The following is a 23,093-nucleotide window of genomic DNA, read 5'->3' as shown; positions in this document are numbered from 1 at the left end:
GATGGCGTGGGGCCGCTGGGACACTTGTTGATCCGGGCCGCCGGGACACTTGTTGATCCGGACAGCCCCATGCCCGGGACGGGGAGCCTGTGGACCCGTATCGTGCCCGACCTACTTGACCCAGAAGTTGATTTCGCGGAGTTGAGGGCTGTCGGACTTCAGATGCCAGCTCTGCCACGAGTCGCTGTCGATCAAGCCCTTCCACCGCTTGTCGGCCGGTTGTAGGTGTCGGCGGAAGCGCCACCGGTACTGGTTGTAGACGGACATGATGTTTGTTGTGTAGGCGTCTGCCAACCCCGGCGTGTTGCGAATGATGAGGAGGTTCTCGTCGTTGGTCCCGCTGGCCTTCGGGCCGAGGTTGTGTGACCCGGTGATCACGACCGGACTCTGCCCGAACGGGTCGACCACGATGACCTTGCTGTGCACCATCGCGAACGCGCGATCCAGCTTCTTGAGTTCTTCCCGGAAGAACGTCGTCGGCGTGTCGATGGCTGCGGGTAGGACGACGTCGTAGTCGGCCTTCTCGGTGTTCTCTTGGTCGAACAGGTGCACCGGGTTGGCCGTGGTGCTGGGGTCCTGGTTGAGCACGCCACGGATGTAGAGCCTCTCGTCGGGACTTCCCGAGCGCGCCGTGTCCAGGATCGTGTTGAGCAGGGTGTCCTTTGGGCCAGGGTTGAACATCAGGAAGAGGATTGACTGCTCGGCGGTGACGATGAGCTTCCGGGCGTCGTCGAGATCGACCCGTGCGCGGGTCGGGGTGAACCACAGCCGCACCCCCGCGGGGTCCACCGTTCGATCCCGCGGTCTGCTGTTGTCCTCGCGCAAGCTGTCCGGGGTGTCATCGCCGGCGTCCTTGAGTAGGTCCCAATGCTGCCGATACTGCTCGGCCAACTCTGGATCCTCGATCAACAGTGAGTTGTTTGCCTGGGTGCACAACCCGGTCATCGTCCAGTTCTGGCTGCCGGTCCACACCCATCGCGGCTTGGAGTTCCGGTCACACACAATCAGGAACTTGTTGTGGCCCAAGGCACGCGGCGAACACATCCGATCGTGCAGCTCGATCTGCCCACGCAGCTGTTCGCGCGCGTCGCTGTTCTGATCGTCCCCCTTCTTCTTCACGCTCCCGTTCGCCAATACGACGTGTGCATGGTCGCCAAGCTGCGCGAGAGCGGTAATTAGCTGCGGGTCATCGAGTTCGTAGAGCGCCGCGTACACATCGCACCGGTCCCGGGCAGCGGCATCGAGCAGCGCGAACAACCGCGTTCCCAGTGGGCCGGCAAGGTAGTCCCGGAACGGATCTCCGGGTGTCTCGATCACGGTTTCCAGCTTGGCGTTCTGCAATTCGTGTCCGGTGACACCCAACCGCCGTGAGACCCATTGCGCGGCGACGATGCCGCGGTTGAACACCGCCTCGATTTGGGGCGACGCCTCGTGAGTAAGTGTGATCTCGTCGGTCCAGTCGCTCGCGGAGTCCGGGTCGGGATGAAGGTTGTCCTTGTCGGCACCGACCATCGGCAGTACCCGATACGCCAACCTGTCACCCGGGTTGGCCATGTAGTCGATCCACTGATACTTCTGGATCGGCCAGTTCGTGGACGCACGACGTTCGCCGGCTGCGGCCTGATCATCGGTGAATCCGACCCAGGTACTGACCACTTCCTCAATTCCGTTGCGGCGGCGCAGAAGCGCAAACCCTCGACATCCAGGAATGAACCCGTCGGACTTCCACGCGATCAGCACGTCGTCGCCGTCGTGATGGATCCGCACCAACATGACGTTCGCCCCTTCTGGATTGAATTGCCATGGCAAAAAAGGGAATACGGGCCGATCCCGGAGTTGGCTCGCATGAGCACCTAAAACCGCCAACTCGCCTCGCGAATCAAAGCGGCCGGGCACGAGATGTCTGGTCAGACATCGTGATCCAAGCGTGTGGGTGCCTGTTCGAATTCTATGCCATGCACGTCGTCGGGATCGAGTGCAGCACTACTCGATTGTGGCAGGGATTCTGGGTTCGAATCTCGACTAGTGTGATACCAGAGACAACCACGCTCTCCACTCGCATACCGAAGGCAGTGCGCGTTGTCCAAGGCGCCTAGCTCCGAAATCCGCGCGACGTAAGGCGCGATGCACTGCTGTGCATCGTGGGTGCTTCGCTCGCCGAACTGACCGCGTGGATACGCCACCGGAAGGATCCAGTGCCGCATCAGACGCATCGAACAAGACAAACATCCCCGGTCGTTGACACGGCGTACGAGATCCTCAGCCACAGACGCTGGCATGTCGCCCTTCACGTACGTGAGCACGTGACGCTGGTTCCGGGGTCCGCGGCAGATGACAGAGGAGAGTGGATGACCTGTTCCCGATCGAGATCAAGGTCAATCTCGATACGACTGTCGCGGACGCGATAGCGGTGCTCGACCGCGGACGCAGTGAGATGAGGGAACGTCAGATTTGGTTCGCCGACGATGCCACGTCGGGCGAGCTCACCCCATTGATGAACGCCGGAGTGATCATTCGGGTCCGCAGCGGCGATGGCGTCGACGACATGACCGTGAAGCTACGCCCGTGTCTCCAGTCGCAGCTGATCGGACGGTGGGCGACACCGTTCAGCATCGGAGCACTCGACTACCGGATCGAGGGCGACTGGTCGACGCAACGCCAAGTCCTGGCCGCATCCGCGGTGGTCGAAACACCCACAAGGATCGTTGCTGGATGCGGTGCGTACCGGCGCCAATGCGGCCCAGGCCCTCACCGCAGACCAGAGACAATTCTTCGAAGCCTGCGCCAGGCAAGGACCCCCGCTCACGGACTCGTCGGCAGTACCCCAACAGGCCGTCGACTCGGCTCACAGCCGGCTACAGATCGACAATCTCGTAGCGTTCGGACCGATCACGTCGACCAAATGGACGGACGTGGCGATCGGTGAGGTTGACGTCAACATGGAACGCTGGACCGTCGGCGACCTGGATCTCCTCGAGTTGTCGCTGCGGGTGAAGCCGAAAGCCTCAGAAGATGCCCCCGAACTCGAATCGAGGGCGGCACGGAAACTGGAGAAACTACAGGCTGCCGTCCGCAGCCAGGGCTTAGCGATCGCCGACGAATGCGAGAACAAGACCCAACGAGTCATGGCGGCCCTCGTCGCAGTCGAGCGCTGACCCACCGGGCAAACTCCGAGTGTCGACATCGCAGCGCGCGATAACCCCAAGCCCACCGACCTCCAGCAGGCCGAGCACCCAAAACCCCGAAGCACCCAGACACGTCCGAGAAGGAGACGACGAATGTGGGCACAGTCGAACACCGTCAACCCCGCTGCCGCGACCCTCTCATGGGGGCAGACCCTGCTCGTGGCCGGTATCACCGCGGTCGCGGTACTGGTCTCCGGCGTGATCGTCATGTGGGCACGATCGCCAACGTCACGGAAGGCACGGAAGGAACCGGCGGCCAGCTTCGTCCGAAGCTGGATCGCGGTCGGCCTAGTCATCGCACTGGTGCTCTTCTGCGCGTTCACCTTCGCCATCGACGACACCGCATTGCGCAGCACCCTAATCGGCGCCCTGACCGCCAGCGTCGGCGCCGCGATCGCATTCTACTTCTCCGCGAAGTCCTCCGAGCAGGCCCGCCAAGACCTTCACGACGCCACTGTCGGCACCGCCGCCACCGAATCCGTGCCGAACCTCATCGACAAGCCCGACGACGAAGCCAAGACCATTCTCGGGGTAACCACGCTGAAATTCGAACTCGCACAGAACAGTCCGATCAGCGGAACCGTCAGCAACCAGCACCCACCAGCCGGCACAGTCGCGCCCACCGGGTCGTCGGTTGTGATCACACTCAAGCCGATGCCTGAACAATTATGTGGGTGCGGAACGCCGGTCCCGAAGGGCATGCGTGTTTGGAGTCGGCGGGGTATCTGGCCCTCCACAGTTTCAGAGCGCGTCGAATCGTCCCTGAAGCTCGCCAGAGTAGATCCGTGACCGCATGATGTGACGATCGAGATTCCGGAACCCGAGGACGATCCCACGGAAGCGTTCGAGGCGTCCGTTGACCGCCTCGCCGGGCAGTCGAAGACACCGACGTAGAAGTGCGAGGACCTTCCGCCACGGGCATCACAGACTGCGGCCGAGGCGCGCCAGCTCCTCGACTCCCTACGGAAGCCCGTTGCATATCTGGTTGAGGCACTCGAACAGCGGGACTCCCGGGCCCTGCGATCGGGGCGATCGCCTCCCCATCGGAGACGCTGGCCGATCGCCGCGGTAGGTCGGAAGGCGTGTGCGTTCCTACCCGTTGTAACCCGTTGCAGGGTGAACTCAGACCGGCGTGATACATCTCTCCTCATGGCAATCGACGACCTCCAGGCGCTCGTGGCTGATTTCGCGCAACGCCGCGACTGGGGCCAGTTCCATACCCCGAAGAACCTCGTGATGGCCCTCAGCGGAGAGGTCGGCGAACTCACTGAGATCTTTCAGTGGTTGACGCCGCAAGAGAGCCAAGCTATCGGTGAGGACGGCAAAGCCCGTGCGCGGGTGGAAGAAGAGGTTGCCGATGTCTTCATCTACCTGCTTCGGCTCGCTGACGTCCTCAAGATCGACCTAGCCGAGGCTGTCTCGAGGAAGGTCGAGTTGAACGAGGCAAAGTATCCCGAATCCCAGTCCCTTGGCAGGGCAACGAAGTACACAGAATTGGAGGGTCACTGATGTCGCTAGTCGTCCTTCAGCCGGCTGGAGGCGCCGACTCCCGACAGCACTATCAGGACACGGTCGTGAACTCGGTGTCCCTCGCAGACTGTGCGGGTCTGCCGCCATCAGATCTCACAGCCCTCCGAACGGCGTTTCCAAGCGGGCGTGCACAATTCTGGGGCGCGACCCCCGCGGTGAACGGCAGCAACATCGGCAAACACGCGAAACTGTGTCCAGGCGACTACGTCCTCTTCGCCGAGAAGGGCCGAATCTTCTCACGCGCACGTATCCGGCACGTCTTTCGGAACGAGGTCCTCGCCGAACAGCTGTGGAAGCGCGATCAGAAGGGGCAGACATGGGAATTGATGTTCGCGATCGACGAGGTCCGCGACGTCGACCTGCCCGTTTCCGAGATCAATGACGTAGTCGGATACAAGACGAACAACAGCATTCAGGGCTTCACCGTTCTGGACGAGCCCAAGAGCGCCGCGTTGTTCGACTATCTCGGGCTGGACGGAACGCAACCACCGCCGCCGGCACCGTCGGACCCGGATGAGAACTACCTCCCACATTTCAAACCTAAGAACAGTTCCGACTACGTCACGACCGTCACCGGGCATGTACAGACGAAGTCTCGTCGGCACGAAGGCGTGCTTGCCGACTACGGTCGCGCGGTTGCGAAGGCAGGATTCACCCCTGCCACCAACGTTCACCCTCGTGACCTGACGCTCGTGAAGGACGGCCTCCACTGGTTGGTCGAGGTCAAGGTTGTGTACAACGGAAACGCGACCGATGCGGTCCGTGCGGTAGTGGGACAACTCCTTCAGTATCAGCACTTCCTCTACGGCGATGTGAAGCCACTGCTCACCGGCGTGTTCACCGAGCCGATCGGTGAGGCCTATGTGGAGTTCCTTGAGCAGCTTGGTATTCGATCGATCTGGCGGGCTGGCGGCAGGTGGTTCGGGTCAGTTACGGCGAGAAGTGAAGGGCTAGTTCCTTAAGCTCGCGCGTTGACAGCCGCCCTCGATCGGACCTAGGCAGCCGGCCAAAACGAACAGCGCTGCGCGTGGGGTGCGACGCGACGCCGTTCATCCACAGAGGCGTCCTACGCCCATGGGTCGGCGCTGGATCCGAGAGCCGCGGTCTTGCCGCCGGCCGACATCACCACCAGTAGGCCTGGCCCCCTGCTGGCAGTGATGTCGCCCGCCGGACCTGATCCGGAGGGCGTGGACGCGGCAGAAGCGCGTTCCTCTCCAGGAAGAAGCTCATCGGCATTGAGGGCGAGAGGATCTCGGTCCACGCCCTCGCCCTTGCCCCGACACCCGTTCAGGGTGGGGGACGTTTGGGGTCGTGTCCGGTGCTCACAGCACCGGAGGTGGGCATGGGCTTGGCCGGTCTGGCTTTGCTTGATTCGAAATGGAGACCGGCCCGAACACCCCGGACCGGTCCCCATTCGATCGCCCCTCGATCCCGAGTGCGGTACGGCCTGCGTCCGCTCCGGGCGTAGGGGCCGCAATCCGCGCCCTGACCGTGACGGTGAACGTGGCGTGAGAGCCTTCCTTGTGGCTTACGCTCGAGTCGACACCTTCATGGGAGGTGGAGCGGATGTTCCGAAGTACTTCGATCGCCCGGGCCGCTGCGGCGGTCGGTGGGGCGGCGGCGCTGCTACTGGCCGCACCAGTGGTGCGGGCAGCTCCGACTGACGAGGTTCTGGCGGTCCCGATCGCGGGACTGTTCAACGGTGCGACGGGACTGACGGGCCCGCCTGCCATTGCCTACATCACCGCGAGGACAGATCCGGACGAACCCGGAGTCACGCGGTTCCGCTGCGACGAAAACCCCTCTACTGTATGCCCGGTTGTCGTGCACTGGGTGAACCTATCGACGGGAGCGAGCGGTGCTGCGGATCTCTGGTTCGGGCCGAGTCCGAAAGGGGAGGCCCGCACCGGATCCGGGAGGGTGGCCGCCGTCGTCACCGTCGGCGGAGTGTCCGGTCTCCTGACGCCCATCACGCTGCTGCCGGGGGCCGGCGTGTGGTCGGTGCCGTAGGAGCAACTCCACGACGACTCGGCCCTTACACCTGGATCTGAATGGGGTCGTTTATGCTGCGGCCCAATGTTATTGGGATCTGGGGGCCGATTCGGTCGAGCCCATCCACGAGGAATCCGATGGATGTGTCGAGCGGGACCGGCGCGAGTGCGGTTGCGGTCGCCAGTGGGGCGATGCCGAGAAGCGGTGTCGGTGAGGAGTAGCGGGTGCGGCTGGAATACTGGCGGAGCTGACGAGAGCCCCGGCAAGACGCACGCCAACGGGCTTGAGCTGATCGGTGTGTCTGATGGTGGACCTATGGCGACTTCGGCCGGATCCCCGGCTGCGGGTATGTGCCGCCTCGGGTATGTGGCGTGGTCGGAGTTCGGCGGATTCTTCGACTCGGAAGCCGAGCTAGACCCGTAGTGCTGATACCGCTGCGATCAGGCGGTAGTGGGCCAGTGTTGATGGGCGCAACTCGAATGGCAAGGTTCGAGACATGGCTGCCGATGGTGGGGTAGGTCCCCTCACGGCGGAAGCTGTGTGTCGGCCCGAGCTTTGCGGAGGGGGAAACGGGGAAGGTACTGCACCGTCGGCGCCGACCAGATCGGGTGCAAGTTGCATACGCCGATCGGCGTGTTGATGAAGAAGGCTACGACATGCCGGCGGGTCCGGCGGCGACACCGATGAGGCCGAGCATCTTGCTTTCCACTGGTTGACCGCCGTTGTTCCGGCGTGTCCACACGGGATGCTGCATGGACACGCCGTCACAGCCGACCAGGTGCGTGGAACTGGAGCAGCCGTTTACCGCGGTAAACGGCCGCTCCGCCGACCCCGCAGGCGTGGATGCCGGTAGTGGAGAAACGTTAGTTCACTACGCGAAGCAACGATGGCGACCCTGGGCCTTGAGGAAGACCGCGGGGGAGACCACCGCGCCGACGGCGCCGGCCGGAGCGAAAAGCGAGATCGACTGACGCGCATACTTCGATCAGGGCGTTGATGAGGAATTCAGCACCAGACAAGGCATGCGGCTACCCAGCAGTGTGACCGCCCTTGCCATCCGACGATCGCCTACAACACCTGCTATCGATCGCCCAGGACATTGAGGCTGCGGAGCGGCGACGGAAGAGTGGCGCAGCCGGGCCAGCCGTCATCGACGCCAGCGGGCCGCCACGGCCACCCCATGGCCAATGATCGGCGCAAACACTTCCTGTTGCAGATTGCTACAATGTTCTCGGTGGTGTCGCCAGAAGGGCCAGGAGGAGGAGTCATGACGGAGATCGTCGACAAGGTCACCAGGTTCTCGTCCGAGCTCTTCGACGCCGCCTCGGCCGAGGGGGAGCGCGAGCACCGCTCGGCACGCCAGCAGCTCGAGCACTGGGCGCGGGTGGGTCGGGAAGTATCGAACCAGCGACAGGTCGCCCGCCGCCGCGTCGAGGCTGCCCTCGCCGGCCGGATGCCGTTGAGCGCCCTCTCCGCGGAGGAAGGCGCGGTGTTCAACGCCGAGATCGCGGCCACGCTCGAGGAATCGCTCGCCACCGGCAACCACGTCGCCGACCGCACCGCGCAGGGACGCGCGGCAGTCGTGCTCGACGACCAGGGCCGCGTCGTCAAGCACCTGCCTGACGGCACCCAGATCATCCTGTGAGACGTCTCGACCTGATCGTCGGGCCGAACGGCGCCGGCAAGTCGACGTTCGTCGAGCAACGCCTCGCGCCGCTGCTGCCAGGCAGCGTATTCGTCAACGCCGACGTGATCGCGAAGGACCGCTGGCCCGACAGCGCCGAGGCGCACTCCTACGAGGCCGCGCAGATCGCGGCGACCATCCGGGACGCCCTGATCGGGCAGGGCGAGTCATTCATCGCCGAGACGGTGTTCTCGCACCCCTCGAAACTGGAACTGATCGACCGCGCGCGCCACGCCGGATATGTCGTCGTGCTGCACGTGGTCCTGGTGCCCGTCGAGCTATCGGTCGCGCGTGTCGCCGAGCGGGTCGTCGAGGGCGGACATTCGGTGCCCGAGGAGAAAATCCGCGAGCGATTCAAGCGGCTGTGGCCGCTGGTCGTCGACGCGATCGACCGTGTCGACCACGCGACCGTCTACGACAACACCCCCGCGGACGTCACGCGGATCGTCGCGCGGTTCGTCGACGGCGACGCCGTTGGCGAGATCACCTGGCCCGCATGGACTCCCGAAGAGTTAATGCTGACCGGCGGGCGTCAGTGAACCGTGAGTAGATAGACTTCGCAGCGTCTTGCATGCGGGACTACGGTGCGGAACGGCTATCCGATGAAGAGCGGGATGCGGGGCGTCCGGAGCGGGGACAGGGAAGCTGAGCGCACCCTCACACAAGGCCCGCCCTCCCCGAACGCACGGCCAGCCAACGACCTTCACTCTCGGAAAAGGCCGCTACCGGAATGTGCGCTAGTGCTCCGTCGTTTACGGCGGAGGTGAAGGCGCACGCGGGAAGCCGGCGGGGGGTCGGGCGTGCTTTAGTCGGGACGGTTCTGCTGCTCGATGTACTGCTGCAGCGCCGAGATGGGGGCGCCGTCCACCGATCCGGCGAAGTAGGAACCGGACCAGAGGCGTTGAGCGCGCCAGTAGTGCTGGACCAGTTCGGGGAATTCCTGCCGCAACCTACGCGATGAGACGCCTTTGAGGCTGTTCACCAGCTTTGACAGGGCGACCTTCGGGGGGAAGTTCACGAGCAGGTGGACGTGGTTGCTTTCGCCGTTGAACTCGACCAGTTCGACTTCGAAGTCGGCGCACACGGCCTGCATGATCTCCTCCATCCGGGCCAGGTGGTGATCGGTGAACACTCGATGCCGGTACCTTGTGACGAAAACCAAATGGGCGTGAAGGGCGAAAGTGCAGTGTCTACCTGTTCGTATGTCGCCATAGTCAGCCATAAACCAATGATAGATTTGCGGGGTGCAGCTCCGTTACCGGTACCGCCTCAACCCCACACCGGGGCAGCAGGTGGCACTGGCGCGGGCATTCGGGTGCGCTCGGGTCGTGTTCAACGATGCCGTCGCGGCACGGGAGACAGCCCGACGCGCCGGTCTGCCGTTCCCGAAGGATGCGGAACTGTCGAAAGCCCTCACCGCAGCAAAGACCACGCCCGCGCGAGCGTGGCTGGGTGAGGTGTCATCGGTGGTGTTGCAGCAGGCGCTCGCCGACGCGAACACCGCCTACCGCAACTTCTTCGCGTCGGTCACCGGGAAGCGCCAAGGTCCGCGACTCGGCACGCCCAGGTTCCGGTCCCGCCGCGACAACCGGCAGACGATCCGGTTCACCCGTAACGCCCGCTTCGCGGTGACGACGGGCGGGAAACTGCGGCTGCCGAAGATCGGGGACGTCCCGGTCCGGTGGTCTCGGGAACTGCCGGTCCCGCCGTCGTCGGTGACGGTCATCAAGGACGCGGCAGGCCGGTACTTCGCCAGCTTTGTCGTTGAGGTGAACCCCGAGCCATTGCCCGAGGTCGATGCCGAGGTGGGTATCGATCTTGGGCTGGCCACGTTCGCAGTGTTGTCGAACGGCAAGACCATCACGTCTCCGAAGTTCTTCCGGCAGGCCGAACGTCGGCTCCGGAAGGCGCACCAGAATCTGTCCCGAAAGGAGAAAGGCTCGAAGAACCGGGCCAAGGCCCGGGTGAAGGTCGCCCGGGTGCATGCCCGGGTGCGGGATGCGCGGCTGGATTTCGCGCACAAACAGGCCACGACAGTGATCCGCGAGAACCAAGCGGTCTACGTCGAGGACTTGTGCGTGACCGGGCTGGCCCGGACCCGCCTCGCAAAGTCGGTGCACGATGCCGGCTGGGGCTTGTTCCTGCGCCTGATAGAGGAGAAAGCGACCCGGTACGGGCGCACGGTCGTGAAGGTCGACCGCTGGTTCCCGTCGTCTCAGATCTGCTCGACATGCGGCCGGTGCGATGGACCGAAGCCCCTGCAAGTGCGCACCTGGACGTGCCGGTGTGGGGCGGACCACGACCGGGATCTCAACGCCGCCATCAACATTCTCGCCGCTGGACGGGCGGAGAGACGAAACGCCTGCGGAGAGCCGGTCAGCCTCCCCGCGTGAGTGGGGAGCACGACTCTGTGAAACAGGAACCCACCGAGAGCGCCGACGGCGCTGGTAGGAATCCCCGGCCTTCAGGCCGAGGAGGACGTCAACTGCGGGCTCTGCTAGCAGGGCAGGGCCGCAGTGCCGCCGAGTTCGTCGGCCCAGCCCTGCCACAGGCGAGTCATGTCGTTGTGAACCGTGACCGACTGATGCGCGGAGATCAGCCCGTTGCTCGGGAGAATTAGAGCATCGGGGTGGCCGCCGCCGTGCAGCGAGAACCACTCGTGCAGGTGTTCAGGCCACCGTTGGCCGGTCGCATGTTCGGCAGCGCGTATGACCTCTGTGTCGGCCGGCGGCAGCAGTCGTGTCGGTGTCACGGGAGTATGCCGTTCGCACCACCGCACGATCCGGGACCAATTCGAGGAAACACTCACCCGGACAAGCTATCTGAGCACAACGAACGACAGCGACCGAAACGGCAAGGCATGCCCTATCCCCGCCTTGACCTGGGCAAATGACACGTCCCACCTCGACGTATTGCAGCAGTTCCACGAACTGCGACGAACGAGGTCACGAACTCGAAAGAGTGCGTGGCCTCGTTTTTTGGTTTGATCGCCGGGGTGTGAGTGCAGATGACTACCGGCCAGGGACGGCCTCAGCTTTGCAGAAGACCTTCGACTGGCCCGCGACACGGCGTGCCAGATTCCGCGGAACGGTGCCGAGCGAGGGCGGGTGCGTCGGAAAGTGGCTCATTGGTCAGAATGTCGACATGGCAAGGTTCAGCACCAGGCACGGACATCGGCGGCCACTTCCTCCCCGGGTACTTCTCGAACAAGTTTCTGAGGATGTACGCCTGACACTCGAGGATGTCCTAGTTGGCGACGGGGGTGGCTGGGCGCGTACCGCACGGTCTGCCGTTACCTGAGGGAGCGGCCAGATGAGGGAATCTGGTCCCACGACTTCGCTAGGGAACCCACTCAGCGGTTGCTGAGCGACCTTGAGTGGTACGAAGTACTTGATCTCCTCGAGGAGAACGGCGCTAATCGCGTCGAGGAGATCAATGCAGCTTTCGAGCGCAGTGGCTTCGCATACGTAGGTGTGCCCCAGAAGAAAGAACTTCGAATCGAAGTTTTCGATCCTGAGAGCTTGGAACTTGAGATCGCTGGAGAAGAGGACGATGCCGCCGAAGTGCTCGTTGGAAAGTTTGAAGCTGCCAACTCGCAGTACAAGAAGGCTCTGGACATGCTCCGTGGCCGGCCTGCCGACTACGAGAAAGCCGTAAGCGAAGCGGTCGGTGCGCTCGAAGCTGTAGCCCGAATACTCGGAGAGAGGAAGGACTTCGGTTCCAACATCGACAAGTTGTTCAACAGTGCGTTGCCGTGGGAAAAAAGCCTGTCAGCGTCAATCAAGGCGCTGTACGGATACGCAAGTAACACACCCGGGGCACGACACGGCCGCTACACGGATCCGATGTTGGACCACGAGGACGCGTTGTTGACGGTTCGGATGGCGGGCGCACTTATCGCGTATCTGACAGGCCGCGATCGACTCGGCAGTTGGTGACTTCGGTTCGTCGGGTCGGCTTGCGTCGGTCAGAGGCGGGCGTTGAAACTTGTACGCCTGAAAAATGTGTCGCTTCCGCGAAGACCCGGTGTGCGCGTGTCAGGCCCGCATGTCAGCAACAAGGGCTGGTTAGGACTAGTTCGACCTTTTGTTAGAAGACTCTGAAAATGCATGTACCAAACACTCGGCGTAGAACCAAAGCGCGCCAGTGCTTTTGGTCACCGAAGACCGTGCGCTGCCACGAGATGAGGCCTCTGAGCGAGCAATGTCTCGAGCCTGCTCTCAGGCCAAAGGTCGATATGCGGCACGACTGCCGACTCGTTGTGCTGCTCGACCCATGCAACCGCATCTGACGAGAAGCGCCCGCTCGTGACAATCAATAAGCCTCGAACCACGGGAGGCTGCCAGAGTTTCGCTGCAGCAACATTGGCGGCAATCTCTGCCAACCCAACAGATTTCGAGAGCCAGTGCTTCGCCTGAACGATCACACGTTCATGCCTGACGCCGCCGGTGCCATCACGCAACACTCGGTCCAATGCAAGGTCCCTGCCACGATCCGGCGCGCGAGTCTTCGTAAGCCACGTGACATTCTCGTGTTCGGGAAACTCCCGGAGAAGATCGTAGAGAAGTCGCTCGAATGTATCGTCACCGATCTGGTCCCAACGGAGTGCCGTGCTTGCCGCTCCGGTGAGTCGGCCCGCAGCCGCCTGACCGAGATCGAACTCCGGAACCGGGATGGGGTCAGTATCGGACAGCGATCCAGCTTCGATATCAGGTTTGATTGTTGGCCAGTCAAATTCATGAATATCGTGCCAGTCGTGGCCTTCGCTGAAGCGCAAATGACGGTGAAGGTCCGACCACCGCCCCCTTCGCTGCGTGGTATCGCCGATCAGCCTGTCAATCTCAGCAAAGCTGGCGACAAGCCGGTCGATCTCGTCGCCCTCCACCCGATTTGTAGAGTCCCGAGGTACTGAAGCCAACACGTGGGGCAGCATCGTGTCCACCAACGCGGCAAGATGCTGCAATCGTCCGCGAGCCGCTCGGCGACGCGCGCGGTTCAATCTGTAACGGTACTGGGCCAGGTCCTTGCCCGGCTTCTCGATATCGTCATAGAGACCGAACGGATGCTCGCCGATCTCGAAGTAGTCTATGAAGGCTCTTCCGATGGCGTCGATGTCGGGAAGCTCATCGGTGATCGTCCACCCGTCGATCGGCGGCAGCCCCGGTAGGAGGTCCACCCATGCGCGCGCCAGATCATCGTATTCGGGATCCGATCCTGCAGCGGGACCCTGTGGCATGAAGCTGGCGGCGCGAGACCACACGGCATCAAGCTTGGCGAGGTTCGCCGATGCTCGGTCGAGTGCGTTGAGAAGATCGTCCAGCTCCATACCAACAAGGTGTCACACTGCATCTTGATGGGAGGCGCAAGGGTGACCGGCCATACTTCTCCGTGATTGCTGCTCGACGGTACCCCTGTGCTTGTGCCCACCCGTTGGCCACCCAGCGTCGTCGGTGTGATCATCAGGGCGGTGAGGAGCAACTCAAGATTGATCGGACTCCCGAGGGTTCGATTCTGATGACGGACTCGGCGCCGCCGCCGGAAGATCCGCTTCCAGATGTGCTTCGATCTCCTCTGCCAAGGAGCACTGTGCTTGGATCCCGGGCCACCATCGGCTCTGTGTGGCCTGGTACGGCCCGTACATTCCGTCCGCCATCCGTGTTCTCGTGACGACCAGGCCGTGACGAGCCCTGGAGAGCATGACCAGCAGGACCCGCTGCTCCTCGGCCAGAGCGTCACCCTGGCTGTTCCGCTTGCCCGGCAGGTGCCCTTCCTCCAGGCCGATGACGAACACCCAGTCGAATTGCTGGCCTTTGCCGGTGTGCGCGTTGAGCAGGTGGACGCCGGGGCCGATCGTCTGCTTGTGGTCGGACGCCCTGATCGACCTCACCGCCGCCTTCGCCGTGACTGCGTCGCTCTGCTCCAGAGTGTCGAACGCGTTGTCGACCAGTTCGCGGGCGTCGACGTCGGCGGGATCGACGGCATCGAGCACCGCCAGCCGCGCGTCCGTGATGCTCGCTCCATGCGGCAGGGTCGCGACGGTCGACTGGATGAGGGCGACGATCCCAGGGTCGTCGATCGCGAGGTCCCATCGGCGGACTGGGAAGGACTTCTCCTCCACGAACGCCGCGTCGATGCTTTCCCTGCGCCACCCCGCACGAGCGATGATCCCGATGGATGCTTCAGGCATCCGGTCCAGGATCGATCCCGCCAGACGTCTCAGCAATTCCGCCTCGTCCGCGCGGTCCTGGAGCACAAGGGCAGCGGAGCAGCCCCTGCCCGGCCACCGCTCTGGCTGCGCGGACACCAGGCAAGAGTCCGGATCGACCAGCTCGCTTACGGAGTTGACCGTCTCTAGCACCTTCGGCGAGGAGCGGTAGGACTCGTGCAGCCTGATTGGCTCGCCGCAGGTCTTTTTGATTTCCGCCTCGACCTCGTCAGGCGCGGCCCCTGCCCACGAGTAGATTCCCTGGAGCGGATCACCGGCGAACGTCCGCCTGGACGTACAGCTCAGCAGGGCGAGATCGAGCTGTTGCATCGAGAGATCTTGGAACTCGTCGACGAGTACCGCGCCGAAATGCGCCTGGTAGAGCCGCGCGACGGCGGGGATGCGGAGCAGGCGCTGTGCGTGCCGGAGGAGATCGTCGTAGTGCAGCTGGTTCGACTCCTGTCGCGACCGCTCCACCTTCTCCGCGAGCACGACCGCCTGCGCGGGACCTCGCTGCTGGATAGCCGCCAACACCTCGGCGTCCGAGAGTGGTCCCCGCTTGATCTCGCTCAGGATCTGCTCGGCGTCGTACATGGCGGGCCCGCCACCCGCAGTCTCCATCGCCCGCCGCATGGTGCTGGTCTTCGGCAGCTCCAGTTCTTCCATATCGAGGCCGATGGTCCTGCCATGGGCGAGGACCACCTGCGTCGCGAAGCCGTGGAGGTTGCGGACGACGATTTGCCGACGCGCCCGTGCGTGGCCCAGCACGGAGCGGAGACGCTCCTCGAGGTTAGACCGAGCCCGCTTGGTAAAAGTCAAAGCGAGCACGCGCTGGTTCTGCTCGAGGAAACTGATCTGATGGGCGACGCGGTGCGCCAGGACCTCGGTCTTGCCACATCCCGGAGGCGCGATGATCAGGAGATGCGCCTTTGCGGACCTCGCTGCAATGCTCTGCTCTTCGCTGAGCGAGAGCCCGCTCACTGCTTACTCAGCTCATCCAGCGTGCGCACGAGGCGCGACACGCTGCCGATCTTCTCTGCAACGTCCAGAGTCAGGGCCTCAGCGATGCACGTCGCCGCGTCGACTTTTTTCCCATTTCCTCTGCAGAACTTTGCCACCGCTTCGGGGCTGATCCCCTCGAGCGCTTCGACGCCCGCTGACTGTAGTAGGTCCTTTTCCTTGCAAAGCTCTCCGTCGATGAGGGCCTTCGCCGCGGCTGGGCCACCCAAGGCGCAGGTGTATTCGTCCTCGAGGTCAGCCTTGGAAACGAACACCTTCTTGTCAACAACGTTGCGGGGCTTTCCTCCGAACGTGCCGATCCAGGAAGCACTCTCCTTCTCATCTACCAGCCCCAGCAGCGTGGGTCCGAACCCGTCTGGTCCGAGGATCGGGAAGACGTGCTTGAATTTGTCCGCTCCGTCCAGCTCGACGACCACAGCTCCGAGGCGGTCGAGGTCGATGCCGAGGCTATCGGCCACAGCCTCGACGATCACCCGGTCGGCGTCGCCCTCGACGAGGACGACGAAGCGCGCAGTCAGGGCCTCCAGAAGTCGCGGTGACCACCAGTGCGCGCGCACCTTCTCGACCTTCGACAGCTTGGCATCTCCGATCTGGCGGCACTTGCCGTGGCGGTCGACCGCGATGACCTCCGAGGGCTCGAAACGGTGGAGGATGTACGGCGAATGGGTGACGATGATCTTCTGATTCCCGTCGCCGCTCAGGAGGTCCGCTGCTGTCCGCTGGCTGGTCGGGTGCAGATGGATCTCCGGCTCGTCGATCGCGAGGACGTTCGCCGTTCCCTCGGCCAGGTCGAAGAGCGTCATAGACATGAGCTGGCGGACCCCGTCCGACTGCTCCGAAAGCGCGACCTGGCCGTCGCCGCGGTTGAGGAAGATCGTCACGTCCTGGAGGACGTCGCTGGACGGATCGGTCACGCTCCGGACCGAGAAGTCATCCTTAGTGACGTTCCGCGGCATCGAACGGCTGAGATGACTCGCGACGCGGCCGAGCAAATCCCCGACCGACTCGTTACCCGCGAGTTCCTCGTTGAACTTGCCGAGGATGGCCTTCAAACCGTCCTCGTTTGCACCGAGATCGGCGGCCGCCAGGAGTGTCCGGACCGGGCTGTGCGCGCCCTCCATCATCGACGCGCCGCGGGTGGCCTTCAGATAGCGCCAGCCGAACGCCTCCAGCTGCTCGCGGCTGGGTGCTCGTTCATGACCGCTCTCCGGGAACCACCGGCGGATCGACACCGCCTCGTCGTCCTCGGGGTCCAGCTCGATCACCATCTGGACCCAGAGGTACTCGCCGACCTGGTCTTCGGCGATGCTGATCTCCGAAGGGAAGACTCGACGATCCTCATCCGTGAATCCCGACCATAGAGCGTTCACCACGAGAGGCTGCTCCTGATCGCGTAGGTCGCCGGGTTTGAGCGCCTGGTAGAGGCCGGCGGTGCTCGTCCCCAGGAGCAGGCTCAGCATGCGCAGGATCGAGGACTTGCCCACGTCGTTCGCGCCAACGATGACCGCGTGCCTGCGAACCTCAAAATTCAGATCCTGGATCCGGCTGTGATTTGTGATTGCCACCTTGGACAGACGCATACCCGCTTCGCCCCCTCATGCTCTGGAGCGAAGGTCCTGCTCCGATGTGCTTGCTACTGAACTCATTTAACCATCGGACTCGCCGGATCAAGCGAGACTAAGAACCTGCACGGCTCTACTGAGCTGGAAATCGATAGACCAACGCCGCCCCCTACCCCGTCGTCATTGTGAGGATGCGCTGGGACCGGCCGACCATCACCAACTGCGGGAGCGTCCACTCAATGATCAATGCTGCGCTGCGACATGATTCGGGTGGAGCTTCTTGACAGAAGCGAGGTTGAGTAACGCAGATCACATTCGTGTGATCCATTCTTGGTTGCCGTTTTCATGGGTCCTGACCGGCCAGACGGCACGTCCCCCTTGCGATGCGGCAGCGAGGGGCGGTTGAAATGGGGCGACACGCGTCGGATTGCTGGTCGATCGGGGTGTCGGTCGTTCTACGTTTGCGGCGATGTACCGGCATTACCCCGGGAGGTACCGATGGATCGTCCGAGCCTCGGCAGAGTGGATCGGGTCCGAGTCGAATTGAGACTCCCGCCGGCCACTGCCCGGGCGCTGTACGAGTACGCGACCGGTAGGGCGGTGTCGCTGTCTGGAGCGGGTGCCGAGCTGATCGAAGCCGCCTTGGCACTCCGCGACCATCGTGGCGGCGCGCGCGACAGTTCATTGGGATTGCCTGGAAGACAACAGAGTTCGATGAACGATGCGTGTGGAGAGGCGGTAGATCTGGAGTAGTTCGCAGATGATCGGCCGCGTGCCGATGACCCCGTAGGGTCCGGGAGCCGAGCTGCAACTCGACTCCCGGATGCGGCAAGAAGCCGCGAAATCGTTTACTTCATCTCTCGAGGAGAGACTATGTCTATTCCAGCGTGCCCACGTGGCTGTGTCAACGCTTCGTCCGGTGTGTCGGGTGGTGGTCGGTGATGGCCCGATTCAAGGCATCGGCCCCGGCTGTGACGTCGAAACACCGCGATGAAGGCGGTGAGGTTCCACCGTCGTCGACTGCCGTGATGTCTCGACCGGTGGTGTCGGCGTTGCCGCTACCCAAGGATTGCGACCGCGAGCGATATGAGCGTTTGTTGGTGATTCGGGTGCGGTCCGTTGACTCGGGTATCGGTGAGGCAGCGGTGGAAAACGCTGCGCGAGTAAGGTGTTTGTTGCCGTTCACGTGTGCGAGCACCGACCGGAATGCTGCGTCGTTGATCGCGCGGTTCCTGGTGGCCGAGGCTTCGGTGGTGGGTGTGGTGGACGCGAAGAGCTCGTTCCGGCGAGCCAATGTGGATCGGTATCTCGCTGCGCGGGCTCGCCGCCGGACGGAACGATCACTGCGAGAGTGCCGCAACGTGTTGTACGCGGCAGGTCGGGTGATGCATCCGCCTGAGTACCCGGCTGCGCGGGTACTGCCGGCGCCAAGGTTCAAGCGACAGGAAGCCGCCAGCGTGCACCGCGTGCAAGCGCTCTACGCGCTGGTTCCCGGTCTGCCGGCGTCGTTGGCGCGGCGGCTCGAGGTCCTGATCGACCTGTCCTACGGCGCCGGAGCCCGATCGGCTGATCTGAAGATGTTGCGGGGCAGCGCAATCAGTACGGTCCGGCATGACGGCCGCGAGTTGACGGTGGTGACGCTGCCGAACCTGGGCGGTGGGACGCGTCAGGTCCCGGTCTTCGACGCGGTGATCGGGTCGCGGATCGCCGACCTCGCGAATCACGTCGGTGACGGCCTGCTACTGGCCCCTGGGAGGGATGAGGCCGAGCGCAACGCACCGAACCGGATCAGCGAGCACCTGCGACGCCTCGGCTACGGCGGCGTCAGTGTGACCGCGCTGCGGAACCGGTGGGTTCTCGACCTGGCCGAGCGGGTGCCGGCGGCGTTGCTGGTGCAACTCGCCGACGTCGTCGACACGCGGGTATTTGCGGATCAGCGGGGCCAGTTGCCGACGTACTCGCTGCGCCATTCGGTCGCGGTGATGGGGGAGGTGCAGCGGTGATCATTCACGATGCGCCACGATTCACTCTGTTGGACAGGGATTTCGACAGCGCACTCACCATCATCGACCGTTCACATGCGCCCGAATTGATCGACGACTTCTACCTCGCGAACAAGGAGCGCGGCGGCCGCCCACCCGGCGGGATCAAATACACGATCCGCGCGTTCCTGGTCGCCGCTCTCATCCGGGTCATGCTCGCGCAGCCGGTATCGATCGCGCGGGTGATGACCACCATCGGGGACTTCACCGACCAACAACTGGCGGCAGTCGGCATGGCCGGCGCGGATCTCAGCGCAATCCACGCCGACGCACGCGCGGAGTACCGCCGATTCCACGCCTGGCTGACCCGCCGCCTCGAACCCCTCGACCCAGGCGCCGACCTGCCGGCCCGCAGAGTCACCAACCGCGATCACCGTGCCCAACTCGCCGCACGCACCCGCGAGAACCGGGTCGCATCCGCCGAGGCCACCGATCGGCTTCGAATTGTCATCAACCGAATTGTCGCGGGTTCGATCCACGACCCGAACCCGGAGGAATCACGCGGCGACCTGGTCGCCGACGAATCCATCTTCGACCTCGCCGGCCCGGGCTCCGGATTGGGAGCCCGACCCGACAAGGTCAGGGGAGCGGCGTACTGCGGCAGCTTCTACATGCGCGACCGCGACACCGGCACCGTGAACGACAGCGGTCCAGTTCGGAGCATCAGCAAGTCCGGAGTCGGGATCGGACTGACCGCCGTGACCCGCATCGGACATCCCGACGCGATTCACGCGGTCCCACCGGTCGTGGTCGGCATCGATATTCACCCACCGACCTCCGGCAGCGTGGATGGCCTGCGAACCGCACTCGACCACGCCCGACGAAACGGCTTCGACAACCGCCCCGGTGGCCGAGCACGCTGGCCGTACCTGACTATCGACATGGGCTACAACGGCAAGCACGGCTTTCCCGAGTTGATGCTCGAGTACCAATACGCGGCCGTCGCCCGGTTCGCGAAGCACTGGACCACCCGCTCCGTCGCCGCCGACGCTGCCAGCTCCCGACCGTCAGGGCCCATTCAGATCAACGGAGCCTTCTACTGTCCCGCGGTTCTCGAAGTGACCGGCACCCATCCGGTCCCTAAGATGCGCGATCTCCTAGCCGCGAAAGACTTCCGCGGTCATGACGAGCACCTGGCACGCGCATTGCCGTTCCTCATGGGTCTGAATTCGAGGCCCTACCAGGCACGGACCACCAGGGGCAGGCCCCGGCTGGGAGCACCCGCCGCAACGGCCACCAAGATCGATCTCGTCTGCCCCGCAGCATTGAGGTCGGTGGCGTGTCCACTCAAGCCGGACTCTCTCACTGATGGTCCGGTGGGCGTGCCCCTCGCCCAACCCACCTGGGAGGCCCACGAGAAGAAGTGCTGCACCAACGCCAGCACCACCGTCACCCTCACATCCGACCAGCTCCGATTGGCGCAATGGGGTCTCGTCCCTGGCAGCTGGGAACATGCCCTCTACTTCGAAGCTGCCCGAGCCCTGACCGAACAACGCTTCAGCCAGCTCAAGTCGAGGCACGTCACCGGACTGGTCGACCTCAAGTCCGGACCCAGGCGTCAACCGATCATCAATCTGATCCTGGCCCTCGCCGTCGCCGCCACCAACGATAGGTCCCAACGCTCCCACGACGCCCGCCGCGCACGGGAGGAATCCATCGACATCCGGCGCCGACAACTCGCCCGGGACCTCGGCCACGAACCCACCCGCACACCACCGAGAACCTGAACCCGACACACCTCGGCGGGCCGCGACACCGTCACGGCCCGCCGACCCATGTCCGCGTTGCCCGGAAAGCCTCTGGAATATCCGGCCCGAAGAAGGTCTACACCCGCCACTGCCCGCGAGAGCGCTCGAGAATCCGATCGAGCCCGCACCTCAATGGTGCAGGCAACAGTGCCGCACCGGACGGCAGGGAGGGAAGACGCCACCCATGTCGACAGGTCACGGGGCTGAGAAAGTCTCTGGAAAAGCGCGATCAATACCCTGGAGTCGAGGCTGCATCATCAGCTCCGACCAGCCAACGCGAACCACACTAATTGAACGGCAAGCGCCCCCCACTCCAGTAATCGGAGCGGAGGGCGCTGTTCTATCCGAATGGTGGTGTGATCTGGGGTTCGGCGCTCCAGGCGAGGCGGAGCCGCTCTGCGGCAAGGCCCACCCGCACTGAGGAGATCCGATGACCGACACCACTATCAACCGACATGGCGACGAGATCCGCGTCGGCCAGCAGTGGCTGGACAACCCCACGGGCACCGCGCGCCGCACCCTGCGTGTCGACCGGTCTGAGGACGCCAGAGCGCTCGGCACCGCCGCCGTCTGCACCGTCGTGTCCGCGCACAACCAGGAGACCGGCGAGACCACCGCGCCCGGCCGCGTGGTCAGCATCAAGGTCGACGGCCTGCACACCGCCCCGTCCGGTAAGGGCTACTACCTCGCCGCGACGGGGGAGGTGTCGGAGGGGTAGGGGACCATGTTCGGGACCGAGGAGGATGCAGTGCCCACCTTTGCACTGACCGCCCGCCAGTGGGCGGCCGCGATGCTCGCGCCCGGTGCGGCCTGCATCCTCGACACCGAAACCACTAGCCTCGACGGCTCGATCATCGAGATCGCGGTCATCGACGCCGCCACCGGTGAGGTCCTGCTCGACACCCTCGTCGACCCCGGCGCGGTGCCGATCCACCCCGACGCGCACGCTGTGCACGGGCTGACCGACGCTGACCTGGCCGGTGCACCGACCTGGCCGCAGGTGCACGCCCGCCTCGCCGCGCTCACCGCCACGCGAAAAGTGCTCGCCTACAACGCGGCGTTCGACCGCGACCGGGTCCTGCACGACTGTCGCCGCGCCGGTATCGACCCCGCGCACCTGTTCGATCCCGCGCGCTGGCACTGCGTCATGGCCCGCCGCTGCCAGGCCCTCGGACTCGGCCCCGATGGCCGACTCCGGCTGGGTAGCGGCCACCGCGCCCTCGCCGACATCGAGGCCACCCGTGCGGTGCTCCAGCTTCTCGCCGACGGCCGCGCCGACCTCGACGGCCTGACTGCGCTCGGCAGCATCGCCGACGAGGTCGACGCCTACGCCGACGGTCTCGGCGTGGCCCCGAAACAGGCACCCTGACCAGGGAATACGACACCTCCCAGCATTTGGGTCTTGCCGACGACCGGAAGGACCATGACCACCCCGCCGAAGACCGTCTCCCAGCTCTTCTCGGATGCTGAGTTGGCCAGGATCTTCGCGAGCGGACCGCAGAACGCGCACCCATGGCCGCGCCGACGTTGTCGGACACGACCGGTATGACGCCGTCATCAAGGGCGGTCCGGTGTGGTCATATCGGGAGATGACGCTCTTCCCGAAACCATCGCGGCGAATGTGGACGGGCATCGTTGCCGCGGTTGTCGTGGTCGGAGCGCTGGTTCTCTGGTTCGGTGGCCCTCGGCTCTACCACTGGCATGTCGCACGATCGGACGAGAAGGCCGCCGCGGAGATGGCCACAAACCTGGGCCTGCACCTGACGGACGAGGACACCATCGTGTACGCCAAGTACTACGGTTCATTTCCCGACTCGTCCGCATACCTGGTCGTTGACTCGAACTCCGGTGCCCGCGCGAACACCCTGCGTAGTGATGCTGAGCTGACGTCATGCGGCCCCGCCACGACCGGTGATTTGGGTCCGCTACCGTCGGAATACAGTCCTAAACCGTCGGTGACCTGGGTCCATTGCGAGTCGGTACTGCCCGCGCGGGGCGTGCTGTCGGCGGTATGGGATCCAGCGGTGGACCAGGGTCGGCGTATCTACATCTGGGCAGGCCAAATGTGATTCCACGGTTCTTCGACGAGGGGCCGCGAAGGAGATGCGGTCGACTACCGACGTGC

Annotated in this window: 20 protein-coding genes; 14 read left to right on the top strand and 6 right to left on the bottom strand. The window is 64.1% G+C overall.

Annotated elements, in window-relative coordinates:
* Window positions 1-111: 111 nt before the first annotated feature.
* A complete protein-coding gene (locus tag ABTV10_RS26160; protein WP_499035798.1) occupies window positions 112-1,896 on the bottom strand; it encodes a phospholipase D-like domain-containing protein in 1,785 nt (594 codons plus the stop codon).
* An 809-nt stretch (window positions 1,897-2,705) separates the two neighbouring features.
* Here ABTV10_RS26160 and ABTV10_RS26155 point away from each other — a divergent pair.
* From ABTV10_RS26155 to ABTV10_RS26125, 7 genes are all read left to right on the top strand, one after another.
* Window positions 2,706-3,155: a hypothetical protein gene (locus tag ABTV10_RS26155; protein ID WP_499035797.1), complete on the top strand. Its 450-nt coding sequence runs from the start codon at window positions 2,706-2,708 to the stop codon at window positions 3,153-3,155.
* 189 nt (window positions 3,156-3,344) lie between these two features.
* Entirely contained in the window at window positions 3,345-3,974 is a 630-nt protein-coding gene (locus ABTV10_RS26150; RefSeq protein WP_499035796.1) for a PASTA domain-containing protein, read from the top strand.
* A gap of 360 nt (window positions 3,975-4,334) precedes the next feature.
* Window positions 4,335-4,694 carry a nucleotide pyrophosphohydrolase gene (locus ABTV10_RS26145; protein ID WP_499035795.1) on the top strand — a complete coding sequence of 120 codons (360 nt, stop codon included), beginning with the start codon at window positions 4,335-4,337 and terminating at the stop codon, window positions 4,692-4,694.
* Between the two features lie 176 nt (window positions 4,695-4,870).
* Complete coding sequence (locus ABTV10_RS26140; RefSeq protein ID WP_499035794.1) at window positions 4,871-5,677, top strand: hypothetical protein; 807 nt, start codon at window positions 4,871-4,873, stop codon at window positions 5,675-5,677.
* Window positions 5,678-6,281: 604 nt separating this feature from the next.
* Window positions 6,282-6,725: a hypothetical protein gene (locus tag ABTV10_RS26135; RefSeq protein ID WP_499035793.1), complete on the top strand. Its 444-nt coding sequence runs from the start codon at window positions 6,282-6,284 to the stop codon at window positions 6,723-6,725.
* Between the two features lie 1,249 nt (window positions 6,726-7,974).
* Complete coding sequence (locus ABTV10_RS26130) at window positions 7,975-8,352, top strand: TA system antitoxin ParD family protein (protein ID WP_499035792.1); 378 nt, start codon at window positions 7,975-7,977, stop codon at window positions 8,350-8,352.
* Entirely contained in the window at window positions 8,349-8,930 is a 582-nt protein-coding gene (locus ABTV10_RS26125) for an ATPase (protein ID WP_499035790.1), read from the top strand. The genes ABTV10_RS26130 and ABTV10_RS26125 overlap by 4 nt, the downstream gene beginning before the upstream one ends.
* Before the next feature lie 266 nt (window positions 8,931-9,196).
* On the opposite strand, the gene tnpA is transcribed toward ABTV10_RS26125, so the two are convergent.
* Window positions 9,197-9,613, bottom strand: a complete 417-nt coding sequence (gene tnpA / locus ABTV10_RS26120; protein ID WP_499035789.1) for an IS200/IS605 family transposase — start codon at window positions 9,611-9,613, stop codon at window positions 9,197-9,199.
* Window positions 9,614-9,635: 22 nt separating this feature from the next.
* Here tnpA and ABTV10_RS26115 point away from each other — a divergent pair, with 22 nt between their 5' ends.
* Window positions 9,636-10,784: an RNA-guided endonuclease InsQ/TnpB family protein gene (locus ABTV10_RS26115; protein WP_499035787.1), complete on the top strand. Its 1,149-nt coding sequence runs from the start codon at window positions 9,636-9,638 to the stop codon at window positions 10,782-10,784.
* Window positions 10,785-10,888: 104 nt separating this feature from the next.
* On the opposite strand, the gene ABTV10_RS26110 is transcribed toward ABTV10_RS26115, so the two are convergent.
* Complete coding sequence (locus tag ABTV10_RS26110; RefSeq protein ID WP_499035786.1) at window positions 10,889-11,143, bottom strand: SMI1/KNR4 family protein; 255 nt, start codon at window positions 11,141-11,143, stop codon at window positions 10,889-10,891.
* 607 nt (window positions 11,144-11,750) lie between these two features.
* On the opposite strand from ABTV10_RS26110, the gene ABTV10_RS26105 reads away from it, so the two are divergent.
* Complete coding sequence (locus ABTV10_RS26105) at window positions 11,751-12,329, top strand: hypothetical protein (RefSeq protein WP_499035785.1); 579 nt, start codon at window positions 11,751-11,753, stop codon at window positions 12,327-12,329.
* 218 nt (window positions 12,330-12,547) lie between these two features.
* On the opposite strand, the gene ABTV10_RS26100 is transcribed toward ABTV10_RS26105, so the two are convergent.
* The 3 genes from ABTV10_RS26100 to ABTV10_RS26090 form a co-directional block, all read right to left on the bottom strand.
* A complete protein-coding gene (locus tag ABTV10_RS26100) occupies window positions 12,548-13,717 on the bottom strand; it encodes a restriction endonuclease (protein WP_499035784.1) in 1,170 nt (389 codons plus the stop codon).
* A gap of 153 nt (window positions 13,718-13,870) precedes the next feature.
* On the bottom strand, window positions 13,871-15,577 hold the full coding sequence (locus ABTV10_RS26095) for a UvrD-helicase domain-containing protein (protein WP_499035783.1): 1,707 nt from the start codon (window positions 15,575-15,577) through the stop codon (window positions 13,871-13,873).
* Window positions 15,574-17,196 carry an ATP-dependent nuclease gene (locus ABTV10_RS26090; RefSeq protein ID WP_499035782.1) on the bottom strand — a complete coding sequence of 541 codons (1,623 nt, stop codon included), beginning with the start codon at window positions 17,194-17,196 and terminating at the stop codon, window positions 15,574-15,576. Before ABTV10_RS26090 ends, ABTV10_RS26095 begins: the two co-directional genes overlap by 4 nt.
* 923 nt (window positions 17,197-18,119) lie before the next feature.
* Between ABTV10_RS26090 and ABTV10_RS26085 the strand changes: the two genes are divergently transcribed.
* From ABTV10_RS26085 to ABTV10_RS26065, 5 genes are all read left to right on the top strand, one after another.
* A complete protein-coding gene (locus tag ABTV10_RS26085; RefSeq protein ID WP_499035781.1) occupies window positions 18,120-19,181 on the top strand; it encodes a hypothetical protein in 1,062 nt (353 codons plus the stop codon).
* A gap of 29 nt (window positions 19,182-19,210) precedes the next feature.
* Window positions 19,211-20,947 carry a hypothetical protein gene (locus ABTV10_RS26080; RefSeq protein ID WP_499035780.1) on the top strand — a complete coding sequence of 579 codons (1,737 nt, stop codon included), beginning with the start codon at window positions 19,211-19,213 and terminating at the stop codon, window positions 20,945-20,947.
* Window positions 20,948-21,398: 451 nt separating this feature from the next.
* On the top strand, window positions 21,399-21,686 hold the full coding sequence (locus tag ABTV10_RS26075; protein WP_499035779.1) for a hypothetical protein: 288 nt from the start codon (window positions 21,399-21,401) through the stop codon (window positions 21,684-21,686).
* Between the two features lie 30 nt (window positions 21,687-21,716).
* Entirely contained in the window at window positions 21,717-22,337 is a 621-nt protein-coding gene (locus tag ABTV10_RS26070; RefSeq protein ID WP_499035778.1) for a 3'-5' exonuclease, read from the top strand.
* Window positions 22,338-22,587: 250 nt separating this feature from the next.
* Window positions 22,588-23,037, top strand: a complete 450-nt coding sequence (locus tag ABTV10_RS26065; protein WP_499035777.1) for a hypothetical protein — start codon at window positions 22,588-22,590, stop codon at window positions 23,035-23,037.
* Window positions 23,038-23,093: the final 56 nt, after the last annotated feature.

Source organism: Paraburkholderia sp. RHO2 (assembly GCF_050955445.1).
Lineage (GTDB): Bacteria > Actinomycetota > Actinomycetes > Mycobacteriales > Mycobacteriaceae > Prescottella > Prescottella agglutinans_A.
Note: the sequence above shows the minus strand (reverse complement) of the source record. Positions and strands in the feature narration are given on the sequence as shown.

Bases quoted from the DNA above. Each gene is read 5' to 3' on its own strand.
- ABTV10_RS26145 (WP_499035795.1), top strand. From the start codon at position 4,335: ATGGCAATCGACGACCTCCAGGCGCTCGTGGCTGATTTCGCGCAACGC.
- ABTV10_RS26135 (WP_499035793.1), top strand. From the start codon at position 6,282: ATGTTCCGAAGTACTTCGATCGCCCGGGCCGCTGCGGCGGTCGGTGGG.
- ABTV10_RS26130 (WP_499035792.1), top strand. From the start codon at position 7,975: ATGACGGAGATCGTCGACAAGGTCACCAGGTTCTCGTCCGAGCTCTTC.
- tnpA (WP_499035789.1), bottom strand. From the start codon at position 9,613: ATGGCTGACTATGGCGACATACGAACAGGTAGACACTGCACTTTCGCC.
- ABTV10_RS26100 (WP_499035784.1), bottom strand. From the start codon at position 13,717: ATGGAGCTGGACGATCTTCTCAACGCACTCGACCGAGCATCGGCGAAC.
- ABTV10_RS26090 (WP_499035782.1), bottom strand. From the start codon at position 17,196: ATGCGTCTGTCCAAGGTGGCAATCACAAATCACAGCCGGATCCAGGAT.
- ABTV10_RS26085 (WP_499035781.1), top strand. From the start codon at position 18,120: ATGGCCCGATTCAAGGCATCGGCCCCGGCTGTGACGTCGAAACACCGC.
- ABTV10_RS26075 (WP_499035779.1), top strand. From the start codon at position 21,399: ATGACCGACACCACTATCAACCGACATGGCGACGAGATCCGCGTCGGC.
- ABTV10_RS26065 (WP_499035777.1), top strand. From the start codon at position 22,588: ATGTGGACGGGCATCGTTGCCGCGGTTGTCGTGGTCGGAGCGCTGGTT.